Raw genomic sequence first — 20,148 nt, 5'->3', positions numbered from 1 at the left:
ATTCATCTATTGTGGAACGGGCTTCTAGCCCGTGCTCAGCAACAGGCAAGATGCCTGTTCCACAAGACAATTCATCTATTGTGGAACGGGCTTCTAGCCTGTGCTCAGCAACAGGCAAGATGCCTGTTCCACAAGACAATTCATCTATTGTGGAACGGGCTTCTAGCCTGTTGCTGACATCTGTATCATTTCCAGTCAGCAACCAGCGGGGAACCGGTTGCTGGAAAAATCGCCAGTTGGGGTCAAATTTGCGCGATCGCGAACACACAATTTGCACCGGTTGTGGGGGCTTTCCTTGCAGTTTCCTTTGTTCTAGCAAATCGGGTGAAAAGACTCTCAGAGTGGTTCCATAGGCGCGTAAAGTGCCGTTTCCGAACAAAACTGCGTCACTGGCGGCGACTTGTTGTTCGAGGTGAGATTTGTCGTTAGCTGAACCGAATCGGGCGGCGGTGAGGGCGGTATCTGTAATTTTGCCATCGGCACTCATGGCGAGTATTACTGTTGTGTGAATCATTCGATTTGGGATTTAGGGTTCGGGATTTTAGAATACAAAAAACCCAGCGGTTGAAATCGCCGAGTGTTTCTACCTCATTTACCTAATTCCCGAATAAACGATCGATCGCAACTGAAACATTTGGAAAAGCGAGGGGATTAATATTACCGTGAGTCAGAGTTTCTCTGAATTGATAGCCAGCATCGGTAGGATCTCGAAACACGATTAATTCCATAGTTCGCAAATTGACAACCCAATACTCGGCAATCCCGGCGGCGGCGTAAATTTTGTTCTTAATTCCCAAGTCTTTAGTCAGAGTAGAATTGGAGTATTCTATCAGCCAAAAGATGTTTTCTGGATAGGGATGATGTTCTCGATAATTTTGTCCCAAACGTTGAATTACAGCGATATCTGGTTCGGGTTCGGAGTTGTTAAGTGGCAAGGTAATGGGCTTACCTTGTCGCACTTTAGCCCGATCGCCTAGCAAGTAAATTAGGTACTCTCCAGCCTCATCGCTACAGTAAGCATGAGATTCTCCTTCGGGAGCCATTTCGATTATTTCTCCACCGATTAGTTCAACTTTTCGCCCTTCCAGAATGCCGGCTGCAATGATGCGGTGGTAGTCTGCAACCGTCCATTTTACAGTTGTGACGCTCACGGCGATTACTCCTGTGTTTTTATTGTTATTTTACAGTCGATCGCACATTTCTCCCAAAAACCCGATCGCCCATCAACCCAAAAACCCGATCGCCCATCCACCCAAAAACCCGATCGCCCATCAATCCAAAAACCCGATCGCCCGTCAATCCAAAAACCCGATCGCCCATCCACAAAAAATGCGATCGCACATCCACAAAAAACCCGATCGCCCCATCAATCCATCAACCCAAAAACCCCGGCGGTTGAAACCGCGGCTACACAGACAAAACCCGCCTCCGCGGGTTGAAGATTTACCCGATGATTTTCCATCTCCGAATACCCTCTTCGTCCGCGGAGGCGGACATTGTTTGTGTAGACGCGGTTTCTAACCGCCGGGTAACTGTCAACTGTCAACTGTCAACTGTCAACTGTTTAACTCCCTCCAATCGCAGGAAATGCACCCGGCCCGATCGATCGCCCGCTACAACTGTCACTCCATCAGCGGCGATCGCACAACACTCAAATCCATACTCTCCGCTGAAGCTAGCAACCTCTTTGCCACTAAGCAAATCCCAGACTTTTAGGGTGTTATCCGATGAACCGGAAACCGCTATGAGGCCGTTAGGGGCGATCACAACGGATGTTACCCCGCTAGTATGACCCGTGAGAGTTCTGAGTTCGCAACCGATGTCGATGTGCCAAACTTTTAGGGTTTTATCCTTAGAAGCAGAAACCACTTGTTTGCCATCGGGTGCGATCGCGACTGCCAATACTCTGTCAGTATGACCGATGAGAATTCTTGGTTCGCTACTGCTGTCGATATCCCAGATTTTTAGGGTTTTATCCGATGAAGCAGAAACCGCTTGTTTGCCGTTGGGTGCGATCGCGACTCCATTTATCCAGTCAGTATGACCGGTGAGAGTTTTAAGTTCTCTACCACTATCGGTTTCCCAGATTTTTAGGGTGTTATTCAATGAAGCCGAAATCATTGTCAGGCCATCAGGTGTGATTGCTACTGCATTTACCGATGACATATGACTGACAAGAGTTCTGAGTTCTTTGCCACTGTCAATGTCCCAGATTTTTATGGTTGTATCCCATGAAACCGAAATCATTGTCAGGCCATCGGGTGCGATCGCTACTGCCATTACTTTGTCAGTATGACCGGTCTGAGTTCTGAGTTCTTTGCCACTGTAAATATCCCAGACTTTTAGGGTTTTATCGGCTGAAACAGAAATTGCTCGTTTGCCATCAGGTGCGATCGCGACTCCATTTATCCAGTCAGTATGACAGATGAGAGTTCTGAGTTCGGTGTCGCTGTCGATGTCCCAGATTTTGAGGGTGTTATCCGATGAAGCCGAAACCACTGGTTTGTCGAAGAGTGCGATCGCGACTGCCATCACTCTGTCAGTATGACCTGTCAGAGTTTTGAGTTCGGTGCCACTGTCGATATCCCAGACTTTTAGGGTTTTATCGGCTGAAGCAGAAATTGCTCGTTTGCCATCAGGCGCGATCGCGACTGCTAATACATAGCCAGTATGACCGATGAGAGTTCTGAGTTTGATGCCGCTGTCGATATCCCAGACTTTTAGGGTTTTATCGGTTGAAGCGGAAATTGCTAGCTTGCCATCGGGTGCGATCGCAACTGCCATTACTCCATCAGTATGACCGATGGGGGTTTTATATTCAGTGCCACTGTCGGTGTCCCAAATTTTTAGGGTGTTATCAATTGAGACCGAAATTGCTCGTTTGCCGTCGGATGCCATTGCGACTGCTATTACAGGTTGAGTGTGACCGATGAGAGTTTTCGGCTGGCTGTCGCTTTCTAAATCCCAGATTTTAAGTGTTTGATCCCATGAAGCGGAAATTGCCCGTTTGCCGTGGAGTGCGATCGCCACTGCCAATACCGAGTCAGTATGACCGATCAGGGTTCTCACGGCACTGCCACTGTTAGTGTCCCAGATTTTAAGAGTTTTATCTCGTGAAGCGGAAATTGCTCGCTTACCATCTTGTGTCATCGCAACTGCTGTTATGGACTTAGTATGACCGATGAGAACTTTCGGTTGGCTGCAAATGTCTAAATCCCAGATTTTTAGGGTTTGATCCAATGAAGCGGAAATTACTCTTTTGCCGTCAGGTGTACTCGCAATTGAAATTATCCCGCCAGTATGACTGGTGAGAGTTCGCAGACATCCTTCTCCCGGCCGCTCCAAATTAGTGTTAAAAGGCTGGAACCAAGGACTATCTTTCCACTGCTTGGCCTGTTTCAACATCTTCTGAATCTGGGGGATTTCAAAATAGAGTAACCTTCCCAACAATTGCCCAGCCAATTGCGTTTTATCCTCATCCAAAACGTGCGCCGACTTCCGAATTGCCCCCTGAATCAACCCCAAAGTTCCCGTTTTCCCCTCCGACAGCAAAACATCAGAAACCCTCGCCAAATCGTAATCCTCAATTAACCCTTGAACCCCGATCGCATCCAACTTCGCCTCAATAAAATCAAAATCCGTCAACAACTGATGCAGCCGTTCCCCTTGAACACTCTGGGCCAAATGCCCCGGCAGAGTTTCCAAAGCATAAAGCCGCTTTTTCGGCGACAGTTTCCCCAACCGTTCTTTAAACTTACTCATCGCCGTACAAATCCTCCCACAAATTATCAGAAATCGCCGTTTCAATATCCCGCAGCGACACCCCAGCTTTCTGCACTACATCTATACGATGCAGAAATCTTTGGAAACTCGCGTGATAGATACTGTAATCGGGAGGACTATCACCGCTACGCCGCAGAAACTGTTCCCAATCATCCAGAACTTCCTGCACATCCAAAGCATCTTCCTCAGCAAAATCCGCCAAAATATCGCAGGAAACCGGCTTGCGAGTTTTCGTCAACAAATAAATCACCTTCAACTTCCGGCGGCGCAATTCCTTATCTTTAACCGCCATTTCCATCCGCGCCCAATGCTTGTCATAATATCCTTCCAACTCCCTCGGCAAATCTTGCAAATTCACATCGCTGTACTTGCCACTATCGATATCATTCAGCACGTAGCGCAGGTACATAAAATTATTCTGGCTTTTTTCCGCCACCGCCGCCACAAACTGTTCGCGCTGCAAATTTTGACGGTTAATCCAACTCTGAATAGACGCGCTGTTCCCCGTGCGTTTGTCAATATAAACCTTGACATCCGCCAAACTTTCTGCACTGTACTGCATCAGATCGAAAACCTGATGATTTGGCAAAGGCAGAGTTTTCGGCTGCTTGGAAACAATAAAATAAACATTATCCGGCAAAGCATCGGGCAAATACAAAACATTGCTACCGCGCCCCTGCAAACTGAGATCCACTTCATCCAGGGCATCGACGACAATAATCAACTTTTTGCCGCCCAATTTAGCGCTGACTTCCCCCAACAATCGACTCAGAAAATTGCCATCTCTCGTCGCATTTTCCGGCAGTTGCGGGTAATTTAGTTGATAACGTCGAATTAACTGAGTGCAGGCATTTTCCAGAAATTGTTCGGCGCGGACAATGCCTTGAGATTGCGAGTTAAAATGGGCGACGCACCGCCGCTTCAGCAGCAGCACTAACTTTGCCATAATTGAACTTTTCCCCACACCCGGATCGGCTTCTAAAACAAAATAGCCTTTGCGATTGTTCTGCAAAAATTCGGCAATTGCTGCAAACACAAATCGCCGTCCGGTAAAGTCTTGAGTCCGGTCTTGAATAATCGTTTCGCACTCGTAGGGAAGCGGCAATCTCGGCGCGGAAGTATCAACAAATCGTTCCAGTAAATTCTGAATCTGCGCCAAATCGTCGCGGATACCAATTTCGATCGCCTCCAACTTCACCATCACTTGACAAATCTGCTGCTGCGTCGCCACGGCTTCCAATTTTTGCAGAATCTCCCCATTTTGCAGCCCCAAATCTCTCAATTCCGTCAAAGCAATTTGGTGGAGATTCAACAGCATCGCCGCAAACTTTTCGCCTCCCTTCGCTGCATCCAGTTTCAGCACTTCGCGGTACGCTTTCGGGAAAGTTGTATACAGTTTGTCCGCCACAAATTCCACGATTTCCGCATCGAAGGATTTGCCCTCGGTGGCGGCGAATTCCCCCAGGAAACTTGCCCAATCTGCTGGTGTCAATCCGGTAACGCGATCGAACTCCTCGGCATCGGCAGAAAAAATCCCAGTTAGCTGCTCTTCGGAAATCTGTAAACCCCTTGACAAATCGGCTGTACTCGTGTTAATATCCAGCCAGTATCCGGGAGTTTTTTCGGCTAATTCATTAAAAGCCCGTTCTGGAGAAGACAGATTTTTGCTAAGTGCAATCACCTTTAATCGATCGGACTTCGCAACCTCTCTCAAAATATAGCCGATCGCCTCACCAGCCGCCTTAGTCAAATCGTGATTGTCGAGAATCTTCGGATTTTTCCCCAATCGTTCGGCCATCCCATTTCCGAGTTCATTCGCCGCCATATTCCCCGCGACACCAGCAGCTATCGTCGCTAAGATCGAAATGCCTCCAATGGCGATCGGGCCACCCATCATCCCCGCTGCTGCTTGAGTTGCCGGATTCGCGATCGCACTTGAAATAAGTTGCCCAACAGCCATCACCGCGCTGCATCCAATTACCCGAACTTTAGTATTAGCTAAATCTACTAACGACATAATTTAAATAGTTCTTACACTTTGCAATAGTTTAGCGCGGTGAGATAATTAAATACAAGGTTAATTAATCCGCAAATCGACAACACGGCAAATTCGGACACGGCAATGCCGTTTCCCTACCCCAAAATCATCATCAACCCGATTAATTATGGAGGACACGGCAATGCCGTTTCCCTACCCCAAAATCATCAACCCGATTAATTATGGAGGACACGGCAGTGCCGTTTCCCTACCCCAAAATCATCATCAACCCGATTAATTATGGAGGAGACGGCAATGCCGTGTCCCTACCCAAAATCATCGGTAGGGACACGGCACTGCCGTCTCCTCTTATGGCTGGGCATCCCACCCCAAAAATACAATCCCTCCCGCCCCAAAAAATACAATTCGCCCACCACCCCACAAAATCGGATTTGTAAAGTTTTTTGTCAACCCGATCGCACAGCTTGTATTTAACGGATAATGTCTGTTTATTTATTTTTGTCCCACCAGCGATCGCCCTCAAAACAACTTTACTTTTCTTTACAAACCAACAACCAAAAGACGGCGCCGAACACAATAATTTCGTTACAGACTTTAAATGCGACGCGCGATCGACTAAAGTAAAAAAAATGGCTTTATCCGTTTATTCATCGCAAAGGAAACAAAGCTCATGGTTCAACGCGGTTCGACAGTCCGGATTCTCCGCAAAGAATCCTTCTGGTATCAAGAAGTGGGCACCGTTGCTACGGTAGACCAAAGCGGCATTAAATACCCAGTTATCGTTCGCTTTAGCAGCGTCAATTATGCCGGCGTCAACACCAACAACTTCGCCCAAAGCGAATTAATCGAAGTGTCAGCACCCAAAGCCAAAGCCAAAGCACCAGCAGCACCAGCAGCACCAGCCGCAGGAAAGGCACCAGCAGCAAAAGCAGCAGCCAAACCAGCAGCACCAGCCGACGGCGCTCCTAAATAAGGCTAACCAAATAACTAGACTCAAGAGCGCTAATTGTGCCAGAACTGCCAGAAGTAGAAACTATTTGCCGGGGTTTGAACCAACTTACCCTCGATCGCGAAATATTGGGCGGAGACGTGCTGTTACATAGCTCGATCGCCCGCTCAATCTCTGCGACCGATTTTTTGACAAAACTCAAAGGAAAGTCGATCGCATCTTGGTACAGGCGCGGCAAATACCTCCTGGCAGAACTATCGCAATGGAGAGGGGGAGAGGGAGAGAGTGGGAGATCGGGAGAGGGGGAGAGGGGGAGAGTGGGAGAATTCTCACCTCAAACTTTCAGTTCTTCTCTTCAATCTTCTTCCTTCTCCCTTCTGCCCTCAAATGCTGGCTGGTTGGGCGTTCACCTGCGGATGACCGGACAATTGCTGTGGGTAAACCAATCCGAACCCCTACCAAAACACGCCCGAGTCCGCCTATTTTTTGCAGGAAACCAAGAATTACGCTTTGTAGACCAACGCACCTTCGGGCAAATGTGGTACGTCCCCGCAGAAACCGAGGTTTCCAGTACAGTCACCGGCCTCAAAGTCCTAGGCCCGGAACCGTTTTCCGACGAATTTACCACAGAATATTTAGCCCGCAAGCTGCACCGACGGGCGCGACCAATTAAAACAGCATTGCTAGACCAGTCACTGGTAGCGGGTTTGGGCAATATCTACGCTGACGAAACTTTGTTTTTGTCGGGAGTGATGCCGACAACTCTGTGCGCTGATTTGACAGAAGTGCAAATCGATCGCATTCATACAGCTATTATTCAAGTTTTACAGCAGGCGATCGCCTCCGGCGGCACCACTTTTAGCAATTTTCTCAACGTCCAAGGCGTCAACGGTAACTACGGTGGCGTCGCTTGGGTGTACAATCGCGCCGGTCAACCCTGTCGTACTTGCTCAATGCCGATCGAAAAGATAAAATTAGCAGGGCGATCGACTCATTACTGCCCCGCGTGTCAGAAATAACCAGGAAGGTACGTTCCTCGATCAAAGAGCGCTGAAGCGCAACTACGTACCTAATACGCAGGAGGGTACGATCATCGATCAAAGAGCGCTGAAGCGCAACTACGTACCAAAGAGCGCTGAAGCGCAACTACGTACCTAATACGCAGGAGGGTACGATCATCGATCAAAGAGCGCTGAAGCGCAACTACGTACCTAATACGCAGGAGGCACCATCACCTTTGTTTTTTACCAAAATATTTGCTCCAAACCCTCAATCTCAGTTCAAAAACCTGGTTTCTTGCTTCGAGTGCATCAGTTATATCTACTATTAAAGCCAAATCGGCATTAAAATTTGTATACTTTTATAAATGAAACAGAGCAAATTATGGCAATCAAAAAAGGTAGCATAGTCCGCGCAATTCGCGAGAAACTCGAAAACAGCCTAGAAGCCCAAGCCAGCGATCAGCGCTTTTCCTCCTATCTATTTGAAACAAAAGGCGAAGTTATGGATGTTCGCGGCGAGTACGCCTTCGTCAAATTTGGTAAAGTCCCCACCCCCAATATTTGGCTGCGCGTAGACCAACTCGAAGATTTTAAGTAAACTCACAGTTATAGACGTAACTCTTAGGTACGTTGTTGCGCTTGGGCGCTCTTTCATAGATCGAAGAGCGCCCAAGCGCAACAACGTACCCACTCAAAGGTAACGTAGATTACATACAGTGCACTCGATCGCACTTAAGCTCATTCTTAAAATCTAAAAGTTAGCATCTAAAATCGCATGAATCCCCCATCAACCCGCGTATCAATTATTGGTGCAGGCAAAGTCGGTAGCACCTTAGCCCAACGAATTGCCGAGAAAAATCTAGCAGATGTAGTATTGTTAGATATCGTCGAAGGTTGGCCGCAGGGCGTTGCTTTGGACTTGATGCAAGCAAGGGGAGTCGAACGGCACGATCGCCAAATTGTCGGTACAAATGATTATATAGATACAGCCAACTCAAATATCATCGTCATTGCCGCCGGTATCCCCCGCAAACCCGGTATCAATCGCGAAGATTTAATTAAAATCAATGCTCAAATTGTCACAGAAGCTGCCAAACAGGCGATCGCCCATTCCCCCGAAGCAATCTTAATTGTAGTCACAAATCCCCTAGATATTATGACATATCTAGCCTGGGAAGCTTCCGGTTTGCCAAAACACCGAGTCATCGGTATGGGCGGCATTCTCGACTCCGCCCGCTTTCAAACTTTTATTGCCATGGAATTGGGCGTTTCCATTGCCCAAGTGTGCGCCACAGTCATCGGTTCCCACGGCGATTTGATGGTTCCCTTACCGCGCTATTCCACAGTCAACGGCATTCCCATCGCTCAACTGATGGATGCAGGGGCGATCGATCGCATCGTACAGCGGACTCGCCACGGTGGCGCCGAAATAGTAGGATTGATGAAGAATTCTAGCGCCTATTTTGCACCCGCATCTTCCGCCTGTTTGATGGTAGAATCAATTTTACTCAATCAGTCGCGACTCTTGCCTTGCTCAGTTTATTTGAACGGTCAATACGGCGTGCAAGATATATTTTTAGGTGCTCCCTGCCGCTTGGGATATCAGGGCATCGAACAGATACTGGAACTCGAACTTAGCGATGCAGAAAGAGCCGCTTTTCAGGATTCTGGTAAACTGGTTTTGCAAAGTATTGAGGAAGCCGAAACCATACTGAAAAATGCTGGTTAAGCAAGTCAGCAGAAAGTATCCGGCTTGTGCACCCGAAAAAATGTACAGCCTCAATATTTCGGGTGAGACAATTTCATCAATAAGACTTACGCAGTCTCGACTAAAAAAGCCCGGTTGATTATTTTTACCCCTCTTGATTTTCTCACTTAATTATTATGTTAAGAAACTAGGTTTCTGTCTCAGCCCCGATTTAACCTAAAATTCCTTGACTTTAGCCTAAAATGTGATATAGTTGAGTAATATATTGTATCAAAAATGTTAACCAACCCAACAAAAGCGCTCAAAAGGAAATAAAGTCTTAGAGCATCGGTTTTGTTGGTTTAATTTAAGCAGAGCCTACAACGAAAACCAACTGGTTGACCGGAAAACTCAGCTCGAATGAGGTGGATTTCAATAAGTTTAATAAATAGAAGCGATATCATAAAATAATTTGAAGGCCCGGCAAATCATCGAAATGATTCCATAGCTCCAAAATCTGGATTAAACCGAATTTAAAACAGATAAGTTGAGAATTCGAGAAAACCAGAGAAAACTCAAGAAAAGCCGATCGCCTAAATTCAAACAAATCTTCATAGAGGCACTCCCAACAGGATATTCGATCGCCAAACTTAGGACAATATCAATCGAGTTTGCGATAATCAGAAAAAGGTGATAATTGCAACCACAGGCGATCGGAAAAAAATGTCAAGATTAGTTCAGGACTCTGGGCGCGCTTGCGCCGTGAAACCGGGTTTCTGCTTTTCACTTTCGGAGATTCCCTGATTTAATTACCTTAAGATACCGGGTTGATGATTCAACAGTTGACAGTTGACCTGGGACAGTTGACAGTTTGAGAGCGACCTTTACCCTTAAGTCCGAGGATTGGAGTAATGAATAGTCTGATTTTAATTTCTCCCGCTCAGGGAGAGGCTTTCAACCAATTATTTCTGGTAAAACTCTCAATTATTGACAATTTATGCACTCTTCCCATCACCGATCGCCCGTTTTTACAGTAAATATACCAAGTTAAGCTCCTGGTTCGACCTCCCAATCTAGAAAAAATACGGAAATGCAGCGCGAGTAGCTGCTAAGTGCTAGGAGAAGGAGGAGAATTTGCCCTCTGCTTTTAGATTTACAGCAACCGCGCCCATCAGGGTTAGGACGTTCTCGCATGGCACAAACCCTTGCGTTCGATTGTTTCTTCACTTCGCTCAACTGTCAACCCTTATCTAAGCCAGCGAAGCTTTCAACTGTCAACTCTTCTCTAAGCAAGCTGTCAACTGTCAACTATCAAACGATTTTGGATTTTGGATTGGGGATTTTGGATTGGGGATTGTCAACTGTCAACTGTCAACCCTTATCTAAAGCGGGCAAGCTGTCAACTGTCAACTGTCAACTGTCAACTGTCAACTGCTATACCAGGCTCAACTTGCCGAGCGCTATTGGGATGCTATGTACCTCGATACCAAACCGCAAAATAACTAAACAAATAACAATATGTTTCATGAATATTTGTATCAAGAAGTAACCGACTTGCGCCAAAAGCTAGCTCACCTAGAAAGAGAAATGCAGTCTCAAACCTGGTTCAAAAAGCTGCAAGCGCTGATGGGAGTGATTGGCAAAATTCGTCAATCCTTAGACTTAGAAACAATATTCAAAATTACAGCCACCGAAGTTCGGCAACTCCTAAATGCCGATCGAGTCGCCGTTTACCGGTTCATTCCCGAATCCGACTGGAACGACGGCGAAGTAGTATCAGAAGACGTACTTCCCCAATTCAGCCCATCCCTGGGTGCAAAAGTTCACGATCACTGCTTCGGCGAACAATTTGCAGCCAACTACGCCAAAGGTTACGTTCAAGCTGTCAGCGACATCTACAAAGCCCGGTTGAGCCCCTGTCACCTCAGAATCCTCAAGCGATTTCAAATCCGAGCAAACTTAGTCGTACCCCTGCTACAAGGTCAACATTTGTGGGGATTGCTGTGCATTCACTCCTGCGGTCAACCCCGCGATTGGCAGGAAGACGAAATCGAATTTGCCAAACAAGTAGGAGAACATTTAGCAGTTGCAATTTATCAGGCCGAATTGCACTCGCAAACCCAAAGACAATTAGCAGAAATCGAATCGACGCAGCAGAAACTCCGCGACAGCGAGCAAAAATATCACCAAATTCTCGATTCGATCGCCGATATGGTATTAGTCAAAGGCCCAGAATCGAAAATCGTTTGGGCAAATCAAGCATTCCGCGACTATTACGGCATGACTGAAGAGGAACTTCAAGGCATTGTAGACGCACCTTTCTCCAATCCAGACAATACTCTCCAGTACATCAAAGATGACGCTTTCGTATTTGAAACCGGACAGACTCTGCAAATTGCCGAAGAACCGGTGACGCGCCACGACTCAGAAGTGCGACTGTTTAGCACAGTCAAAGCACCCATCCGCAACGAAGACGGCCAAATTACAATGACTGTCGGCGTCTCCCGGGACATGACGGAACGCAAAGCAGCAGAAGAAGCCGTCAAAGCCAGCGAAGCCAAATACCGTCGTTTGGTAGAAACCTCCCAAGACATGATTTGGTCGGTAAATGCCCAGGGGCGTTTCACCTTCGTCAACGCAGCAGTTAGATATATCTACGGTTACGAACCAGCAGAAATGCTCGATCGGCCTTTCTCGGACTTTATGACACCAGAACAAAGCCAGAAAGATTTAGAAGTTTTCGCCCGCCTCAAGGCCGGAGAATCAGTTTTTCAGCACGAAAGCACCCAAATCGCCAAAGACGGCAGCATCAAACATTTGATGTTCAATGCCATAGCCCTGTACGACGACAGCGGAAACGTCCTCGGCACCACCGGTACAGCCACCGACATTACCGATCGCAAACGGGCAGAATCCGCCTTGCAACACGCAAACGCCGAACTAGAGCGCAGAGTAGAAGCCCGTACCGCCGAACTGCAACAGACTTTTGCCGCCCTCAGTGTCAGCGAAGCCAAGTTCCGGACGATCGCAGCCACCATCCCCGGAGCTCTGTTTCAATTTTGCAGCCGCGATGGAGTGTGGAGAGTTGACTATATGAGCGATCGCATCGCAGATATAGCCGGCATCACCGCAGCAGAAATGATGGGAAACATCGCCTCTTTCATTTCCCACGTCCACCCCGAAGACCTCGAAAGCTTCATCGCTTCCATCAACGAAGCCGTTGAAAATACCTGCCTGTGGCACTACGAAGGGCGGTTAGTCAAGCCCGATGGCGAGATTCGCTGGTGGCAAGGCGACTCAATTCCCACCCGCAGCGAAACCGGCGAAATCGTATTTTCCGGTGTATTGCTCGACATCAACGATCGCAAAGTTGCCGAAACAGCCATCCGAGAAAGCCAGCGACAGCTACAAGAAGCCCAAAGACTAGCCCACGTCGGCAATTGGGAACTAGATACAACAACGGGAACCGTCACTTGGTCAGAGGAACTCTTCCGCATCCACGGACTCGAACCAGCGGCCACAGCACCCAGCCGAGAAGAGCAAATCGCTCTGATCCATCCAGAAGATTTAGAATTTTGGCATACAGAAGTACAGCGGGGAGTTGACTTCGGCATCCCCTTTGATTTTGACTTCCGCGTTTACCGCCCCGACGGTACCTTGCGACACCTCAACACCCTGGGCCGCGCCGAAATCGATGCCAGTGGCAAGGTGCTAAAATTGTTCGGCACGGCGATCGACATTACCGATCGCTTCCTTGCAGAAGAAGCCCTGAGACAAGCAGCAGCCGAGTTGGAAGACAGAGTGAGCGATCGCACTGCCGAACTTTCCCAAGCAGTCACTCAGTTAGAACAAGAAATTGGCGATCGAAAACTTGCAGAAGCAGCGGTGCAAGTTTCCGAACAAAACCTGCGAACAATCTTTAACAATGTCTACGATGCTATCTTCATTCACGATTTAGAAGGAAACATTCTCGATGTCAACAATCGAATGTTAGAAATGTACGGAGTGAGCCAGGAACAAGCAACAAAATTATCAATTATCAACGACTATTCAAGCGGCGATAATCCCATAGAACAAACGGCAGAACTTTGGGCTAGAGTATTAGCCGGCGAAACAGGTCGCATGGAATGGAAAGCGAGGCGTCCCAACGACGGTTCAACTTTTGATGCAGAAATTGCCCTGTCCAAAATCAATCTTAACGGCAATGTTAACATCATTGCCAACGTGCGAGATATTAGCGATCGAAAACAGGCAGAAGCAGAACTGCAACGCGCTCAACAATTTATGGAATCAGTCCTCAAAACCATACCCGTAGGAGTAGTTGCCAAGGAGGCCAAAGAGTTGCGATTTGTACTGTGGAACCCCGCAGCCGAAACTTTGCTCGGTTTCAGTGCAGCAGAAGTTATGGGCAAAAATGATTACGACTTTTTCCCCACAGAACAAGCTGATCTTTTCACCGCCAAAGACCGGGAAGTGCTCGACAGCGGGCAGATGGTAGAAATCGCCGAAGAAGATATTCAAACAGGCCAAGGAGAATCGCGGATATTTCACACCAAGAAAACAGCAATACTCGATGCTGATGGCACACCGCAATATCTATTAGCTGTCACCGAAGATATTACCGATCGCAAACTAGCAGAAATTGCCTTGAGGCGATCGTCCGCCCAACTCAAGCAGCAAGCCGATCGAGAAAAATTGCTCAACATTCTCACCGCTCAAATCCGCAATTCCCTCGACTTCGACAGCATCGTCACAGTCGCAGTTCAGGAAATTCGCGCTTTCCTGAAGATCGATCGCTGCAACTTTGCCTGGTATCGCGAAGACGGGGAGGAGCCTTTCTGGGAAATTATTAAAGAATCTCGCCACCCCCAACTTCCCGATTTAACAGGTCCCTATCGGGCTTCAGATTTTGGCCCCGTTGGAGAACAAATATTGCATATGGAAATAGTGCGGCTGGATGATGTCGAAACAGTCGCAGATCCTGCTTGGAAACAAACCATTCGAGGGATGGGCTACCAATCTGTATTAGCCATCCCCATGCAGGCACTTTCCGGGGTAATGAGCGCAATTACCTGCTGCAACAGCAATGTTGTGCGGCCCTGGAGCGATAGCGAAGTCGAATTGTTGCAAGCGATTACAGTTCAATTGGCGATCGCCCTCAACCAAGCCGATCTTTACGCCCAAACTCGCAATAAAGCTCGCGAATTAGAGCAAACCTTGCTGCAATTAACCAGCGCTCAATCGCAGTTAATTCAAAGCGAAAAAATGTCATCTCTCGGTCAACTCGTCGCAGGAGTTGCCCACGAAATTAACAATCCAGTTAACTTTATTTACGGCAATCTCAGCCATGCTAACGAATATACTCAAGACTTGCTGCACCTGATCGAACTTTACCAAAACTACTATCCCGATCCGGTGCCGGAAATTCAACAGGAAGTCGAAGCAATTGAACTCGAATTTCTAATGGATGACTTACCGAAACTGCTTTCGTCAATGAAAGTCGGTGCAGACAGAATTCAGCTCATCGTTGCATCTCTACGCACATTCTCCCGCATGGACGAAGCAGAAATGAAAGCCGTCAACATCCACGACGGTATAGATAGCACTCTGATGATTTTGCAGCACCGGGTCAAAGCAAAACCCAATTATCCCGAAATAGAGGTGATCAAAGAATACGGTCAATTGCCGTTAGTAGAATGTTATGCCGGACAGCTAAATCAAGTATTTATGAATATCTTGAGCAATGCTTTAGATGCTTTGGAAGAAAGAGATGCGCGGCTTTCTGTCGAGCAAATGCGGGAAAATCCCAGCTCGATCCGCATCTGGACTGAAATGCCAAAACCCGATCGAATATTAGTTCGGATTGCTGACAACGGCCCGGGCATGACAGAGACTGTCCGCAATCAACTTTTTAACCCATTTTTCACCACTAAACCTGTGGGGAAAGGCACTGGGATGGGCTTGTCAATTAGCTATCAAATTGTTACAGACAGACACAACGGCTCGTTGAAATGCACTTCTGCGCCGGGAGAGGGTGCCCAATTTGCGATCGAGATTCCGCTCAAAGCTAATCGCTAATCATAGGTACGTTGTTGCGCTTCAGCGCTCTCGATCTATGAAAGAGCGCTTAAGCGCAACAACATACCTAAAAGTTAATTTCTAGGTATCTCATTCCTAACCGCTTCTAACAACCTATCTAAATCTACTCATGAACAGCAAAACTAGAGTCAGTCCAAGTCTGCGGTGTAACTTCCTCAATGTAAAAAGTAGCGCATCACTGCTTGCTTACTGCTCGGCTTGGGCTCAACAGTAGGCTTGACCACAATTCCCCAGTTAGAGTTTGCGACTTTGAGGTAAAAATATTGAATTGTAGTTAATGATTCATTCGTGCCTGGTGTTTGTTCGGTTGTCACACCAACTAAGCCGGGAGCAACTCGCATGAATCAAGCGCAAATGAATTATACAGCTATTGTCACCAGTTTTCAAATTCTGGGTAAATGAGTAAATTTAGGTAGAAATAGACAGATTTCTTGAAACAGATGTTAACCCGACTTGATATTGCCCAGATTTATCAGCATTTCTGTCACTGCGCCACTGTCCAAAGGTTTAGAAAACAAATATCCCTGAGCTAATTCGCAGTCGAGTGCCCGAAGCTGGGCTAACTGTTCGGCTGTCTCCACACCTTCGGCGATCGCATTTAATCCCAAATTGTGAGCCAAAGTTACGATCGCCCGCACAATCTGCAAAGGCTGACCCCCGCCGTTGCCGTTTTCGATCGCCCCCAAGCGACTCACAAAAGATCGATCGATCTTCAGCGTATCCAGCGGAAAGCGGTGCAAGTAACTCAAAGACGAATAGCCCGTACCAAAATCGTCGATCGACAATCGAATATTTCTACCTTTTAATTGGGCGAGTACAATATTAGCCTTAGCCACATTTTCTACGATCGCGCTTTCAGTGATCTCCAATTTCAAACAACTCGGAGCGCAGCCAGTTTCTGCCAAAATTTCATCTATATGTTCAATTAAATTCGCCATTCCTAACTGCTTTGGAGAAAGATTGACGCTCATTGTTAATTGTGAAGGCTCGACAATTGGTAACTGGAAATTGGGAATTGGGAATCGCGAATTGGGAATCGCGAATTGGGAATCGGCAATCGGTAATTGGTAATCGGGGATTGGTAATTGGAGATTGGTAATTGGGAATTTTTTCCCTCTTCCCTCTTCCTTCTTCCCTCTTCCCTCTTCCCTCTTCCCCCTTCCCTCTTCCCTCTTCCTTCTTCCTTCTTCCTTCTTCCTTCTTCCTTCTTCCATCAACATTTCTTGCCAAACGCGCAATTGTCGGCAAGCTTCGCGCAGCACCCAGGCTCCCAGAGGCACGATCAAGCCTGTTTCTTCAGCTACAGGAATAAAAGTAGAAGGCGGTACTAAACCCCGAATCGGGTGCTGCCAGCGCACCAAAGCCTCAAAACCTTCGATCGCACCGCTGGCGAGGGAAAAAATCGGTTGGTAGTGGACAATAAAGTGCGAACATTCATCCTTACTTTTCCCTAATTCCTCCTTGCCAAAAATAGCTAATCGCAGGTCTGTTTCTAACTGCAAGAGGGAGATAGTTTGGTCGTGCATCGCCAAATTAAACACCTCGTGGCGGGCTTTACCCAAAGCTTTAGCACGGTACATAGCAATATCAGCATCGCGCAGGAATTCTTCGGGATGGCTGTATAAAGCACTCTGCTGGCCGTTCAACTCGTCACTTTCTACTATTCCTAAGTCACCTCGACTGAAAACAATCCCAATGCTAGCGGTGGTAAATACTTCATGCCCTTCGAGGTTAAACGGAATCTTCAGTTCTGTTTGTATCCTGTTAGCTGCTAGGGTGGCGTCGCTGAAGCTCTGAATGCGGTCTAGCAGAATGGTAAATTCGTCTCCCCCCAACCGGGCGACTGTATCGGAAACGCGCACGCAATCCTGAAGCCGCTGCCCTAGGGCAATTAGCAGTTTATCCCCAAGAATGTGTCCTAAAGAATCATTAACTATTTTGAAGCGGTCTAAATCTAGGAACAGGACGGCAAATTTGTAATCTGGGGAATGTTTGGAACGGCGGATCGCTTGTCCTAGCCTGTCGATGAACAAAAGGCGGTTAGGTAAACCCGTCAGCGAATCGTGAAAGGCGCCGTGCAGTAGTTGCTGTTCTACTCGCTTGCGCTCGGTGACATCTCTGATAATAATTTGGGCGGCGGCTGAGCCTTGATAAATAGCAGGGATGCCGGCAACTTCAACGTCTATGATTTGTCCGTCAAGCCGCATCAATTTTTCTTCGGCAAGCTCGATCGGCTGATTTTCTTCCTCGACTTGTCTCATCCGTTCTCTGGCTTTTTCGACATAGTTTGGATGAACGATATCCAATACCGGAAAGCCGATGAGCTCTGCCGGAGATCTGGCGCCGAGGAGTTTAGCGCCAGCGGCATTGATGTAGACGATTTTTCCTTGACTGTGAACGGCGATCGCTTCGGGAGATAGTTCTACTAAACGACGATAGCGTTCTTCACTTTCTTGGAGAGATACTATCAGCTCGCAGCGCTCTTGTTCGGCTCGCTGGCGTTCGATTTCCATTCTGTGAACTGCCAGAAATTTACCGATGCTTTGAGCCATCAGTTCTATGATTTCTCTGGCCTGCGATTCAAAATTTTTATGTCTGGCTTTTTGCGAACAAAAGCTCAAAGTACCATAAATTTTATCGTTGACAAATATCGGTGTGCCAATGTATGATTCTATGTTCAAATCTTGATAAACTTGATGGTCGCCAGTTTTCAGTATTTCTTTGATGTGAGAACACGCCATGGTTTTTTGGGATTTGATTACTGCTGCACAGTAAGTATCGCTAAGATTTAATTTTAAGCCTTTGTTAAAATATTTGATGTTGCTTTTGACGGAGCGAATCAGAAAAGATTGACTTTCAACTTGAGCAATAATACCAATAGAGAGTCCAAAAATTAAACAGCCTGCTGTCAGATAATCATCAACCAGTTCTTGAAAGTTTTGATAGTGATAAGTTGTAATCCGGTGCAAATGTTTGAGGTTGGCACTGAATGTGGCTAAATCTTGAGACTTTAAAAATAATTCTTCTTCCGAGCGCTGGCGGTCTGTAACATCGGTTTGAACTCCAATAAAGTGAGTTAAGTGTCGCCGAAAATTGTATACGGGAGCAATAGAAAGTTCGTTCCAAAAAGGTGTTCCATCTTTCCGAAAATTACGCAAAATCACTTGGCATTCTTTCCCTTCTCGAATGGCAGTTTGCAGCTCTTTTGCAGCGGGGCAATTGGTATCTTTTCCCTGTAAAAATCGGCAATTTTTACCAATTAATTCCTCTCTGCTATAACCGGTGATCCGCTCAAAACTGGGATTGACATAAATAATTGGATTATCTGCAACTGTGGCGTCGGCGATCGCAATGCCGTTGCTGGTACTCTCGATCGCCCGTTCCATCATTTGCAAGCGCTCTTGCGATCGAATGCGATCGATCGCCGCAGCTAACAGATTGGCGATCGCTTCTACAAAATAAACGTCATCCTGGTTAAAAACGCGCTCTTGCTTGCTGTGTACCCCCAAAATGCCCCAGACAGCCGACTCAGCAGTCTTCCCAGGTTCTGCTTGTCCCCAGTTCTTTTTCGCCTGTCCTCGATTGCCGGGAACGATCGCAGTGACGCCGCTGACAGCCTGGTGGTTGTGCAGCAGTGGCGACTCGCTAAAGCGGGTTTCTACTCGCAAATCTGCGACGATTATCGGTTCACCAACTAGCAATGTGTAACCTGCTTGCGATCGACTAGAAGCGGTAACAGTAGCGTTACCGACAAGTCCGGGCTGCCAGCCAATCCCCGCTCGCAACAGAAAAGCATGGCCAGAAGGCAACAGTTCCAAAAACTGGCAATACTCGACATCTAGGGTTTGGGCAATTAACACCGCAGCTTTGTCCATCAGTGCGGACAAGTCTGTTTCGGCTAGGGCCTGCTGTCCCAAGTAGGCGACGGCCGCTTGCTGGCGGGCCCGCAAGTGGATTGACGCCAGCAATTCCTGCTCTTTAGCGGCGGCTAGCTTGCGCTCGGTAATGTCGCAGAACACCGACAGCACAGTTTTTTCCGACAGTAATGTCAAATACCGCATGGATACAGTGGCCCAAAACAGGGTACCGTCAGCTTTTTTGAGGCGGACTTCTGTCTCGCGGACGTATCCGTTGCGAGCGAGATCCTCCAGTAGTTGCTGCCGTTCTGCGGGATTGTTGTAGAGGATGGAGGCTGGCTGGTGGTCGATCGACTGAAATGCTCTCAGGCCGAAAGCCTGACGGCATAAATCGTTGCTATAAAGAATTATGCCGTCAGGTAGACTGCTGACGATCATGGGCATCGGCATCGAATTGGCGATCGTCAGCAGCAATTCTTTGGTTTCTTGCAATTCTTCGTACAAGTCTGGCTTGGCGGCACAGCCCTGACAGTCTTCACCGTTTTCAGGGATAAAACTTTCCATTTTTGAATTGTTCCATTGAGCAGGTAACTTTTTTTACCAGAAAAAATTGGTTGAAAGCCGGAACACGAGTGAGGGAGAAATAAAAATCAGACTATTCATTACTCGAATCCTCGGACTTAAGGGTAGAGGTCGCTCTCCTTCGGTCAACTGTCAACTGTCAACTGTCAACTGTCAACTGTTGAAACTTGTGGTGACTGATGATTGCATAT

General features: G+C 47.3%; 15 protein-coding genes. 8 read left to right on the top strand and 7 right to left on the bottom strand.

Annotated features, from left to right (window positions below; genetic code table 11):
• A partial coding sequence (locus JGK14_RS02825; protein WP_325314741.1) for a RibD family protein occupies positions 1 to 514 on the bottom strand: 514 nt, incomplete at its 3' end.
• Between the two features lie 82 nt (positions 515 to 596).
• Positions 597 to 1,151 (bottom strand): Uma2 family endonuclease, encoded by a 555-nt coding sequence (locus JGK14_RS02820; protein WP_325314740.1) that lies wholly within the window; start codon positions 1,149 to 1,151, stop codon positions 597 to 599.
• A 13-nt stretch (positions 1,152 to 1,164) separates the two neighbouring features.
• On the opposite strand from JGK14_RS02820, the gene JGK14_RS02815 reads away from it, so the two are divergent.
• Positions 1,165 to 1,521 (top strand): hypothetical protein, encoded by a 357-nt coding sequence (locus JGK14_RS02815; RefSeq protein WP_293323884.1) that lies wholly within the window; start codon positions 1,165 to 1,167, stop codon positions 1,519 to 1,521.
• A 21-nt stretch (positions 1,522 to 1,542) separates the two neighbouring features.
• On the opposite strand, the gene JGK14_RS02810 is transcribed toward JGK14_RS02815, so the two are convergent.
• Together JGK14_RS02810 and JGK14_RS02805 are read right to left on the bottom strand one after the other, a co-directional pair.
• Entirely contained in the window at positions 1,543 to 3,762 is a 2,220-nt protein-coding gene (locus JGK14_RS02810; protein WP_325314739.1) for a hypothetical protein, read from the bottom strand.
• The gene (locus JGK14_RS02805) at positions 3,755 to 5,800 is read right to left on the bottom strand and encodes an ATP-binding protein (protein ID WP_325314738.1); all 2,046 of its coding nucleotides are present in this window, start codon (positions 5,798 to 5,800) and stop codon (positions 3,755 to 3,757) included. Before JGK14_RS02805 ends, JGK14_RS02810 begins: the two co-directional genes overlap by 8 nt.
• A 203-nt stretch (positions 5,801 to 6,003) precedes the next feature.
• Between JGK14_RS02805 and JGK14_RS02800 the strand changes: the two genes are divergently transcribed.
• From JGK14_RS02800 to mdh, 5 genes are all read left to right on the top strand, one after another.
• Positions 6,004 to 6,219, top strand: coding sequence for a hypothetical protein (locus tag JGK14_RS02800; RefSeq protein ID WP_325314737.1), 216 nt, complete (start codon positions 6,004 to 6,006; stop codon positions 6,217 to 6,219).
• A gap of 233 nt (positions 6,220 to 6,452) precedes the next feature.
• Positions 6,453 to 6,755: a photosystem I reaction center subunit IV gene (locus JGK14_RS02795; RefSeq protein WP_293185507.1), complete on the top strand. Its 303-nt coding sequence runs from the start codon at positions 6,453 to 6,455 to the stop codon at positions 6,753 to 6,755.
• A 35-nt stretch (positions 6,756 to 6,790) separates the two neighbouring features.
• On the top strand, positions 6,791 to 7,750 hold the full coding sequence (locus JGK14_RS02790; RefSeq protein WP_293185508.1) for a DNA-formamidopyrimidine glycosylase: 960 nt from the start codon (positions 6,791 to 6,793) through the stop codon (positions 7,748 to 7,750).
• Between the two features lie 364 nt (positions 7,751 to 8,114).
• Positions 8,115 to 8,330 carry an NAD(P)H-quinone oxidoreductase subunit O gene (locus tag JGK14_RS02785; RefSeq protein ID WP_293241989.1) on the top strand — a complete coding sequence of 72 codons (216 nt, stop codon included), beginning with the start codon at positions 8,115 to 8,117 and terminating at the stop codon, positions 8,328 to 8,330.
• Between the two features lie 177 nt (positions 8,331 to 8,507).
• Entirely contained in the window at positions 8,508 to 9,461 is a 954-nt protein-coding gene (gene mdh / locus JGK14_RS02780; RefSeq protein ID WP_293185511.1) for a malate dehydrogenase, read from the top strand.
• 619 nt (positions 9,462 to 10,080) lie between these two features.
• Here mdh and JGK14_RS02775 read toward each other — a convergent pair.
• Positions 10,081 to 10,206, bottom strand: coding sequence for a hypothetical protein (locus JGK14_RS02775; RefSeq protein ID WP_293189251.1), 126 nt, complete (start codon positions 10,204 to 10,206; stop codon positions 10,081 to 10,083).
• A 124-nt stretch (positions 10,207 to 10,330) separates the two neighbouring features.
• Between JGK14_RS02775 and JGK14_RS02770 the strand changes: the two genes are divergently transcribed.
• Positions 10,331 to 10,456, top strand: coding sequence for a hypothetical protein (locus tag JGK14_RS02770; RefSeq protein WP_293185513.1), 126 nt, complete (start codon positions 10,331 to 10,333; stop codon positions 10,454 to 10,456).
• Positions 10,457 to 10,937: 481 nt separating this feature from the next.
• Positions 10,938 to 15,497, top strand: a complete 4,560-nt coding sequence (locus tag JGK14_RS02765) for a PAS domain S-box protein (protein WP_293185514.1) — start codon at positions 10,938 to 10,940, stop codon at positions 15,495 to 15,497.
• 176 nt (positions 15,498 to 15,673) lie between these two features.
• On the opposite strand, the gene JGK14_RS02760 is transcribed toward JGK14_RS02765, so the two are convergent.
• Together JGK14_RS02760 and JGK14_RS02755 are read right to left on the bottom strand one after the other, a co-directional pair.
• Positions 15,674 to 15,859 carry a hypothetical protein gene (locus JGK14_RS02760; RefSeq protein ID WP_293185516.1) on the bottom strand — a complete coding sequence of 62 codons (186 nt, stop codon included), beginning with the start codon at positions 15,857 to 15,859 and terminating at the stop codon, positions 15,674 to 15,676.
• A 102-nt stretch (positions 15,860 to 15,961) separates the two neighbouring features.
• The gene (locus JGK14_RS02755; RefSeq protein WP_293212230.1) at positions 15,962 to 19,939 is read right to left on the bottom strand and encodes an EAL domain-containing protein; all 3,978 of its coding nucleotides are present in this window, start codon (positions 19,937 to 19,939) and stop codon (positions 15,962 to 15,964) included.
• Between the last annotated feature and the right edge of the window lie 209 nt (positions 19,940 to 20,148).

Source organism: Microcoleus sp. PH2017_28_MFU_U_A (assembly GCF_020738035.1).
Taxonomy (GTDB): Bacteria; Cyanobacteriota; Cyanobacteriia; order Cyanobacteriales; family Microcoleaceae; genus Microcoleus.
This window is presented reverse-complemented; position numbering and strand designations above follow the sequence as displayed.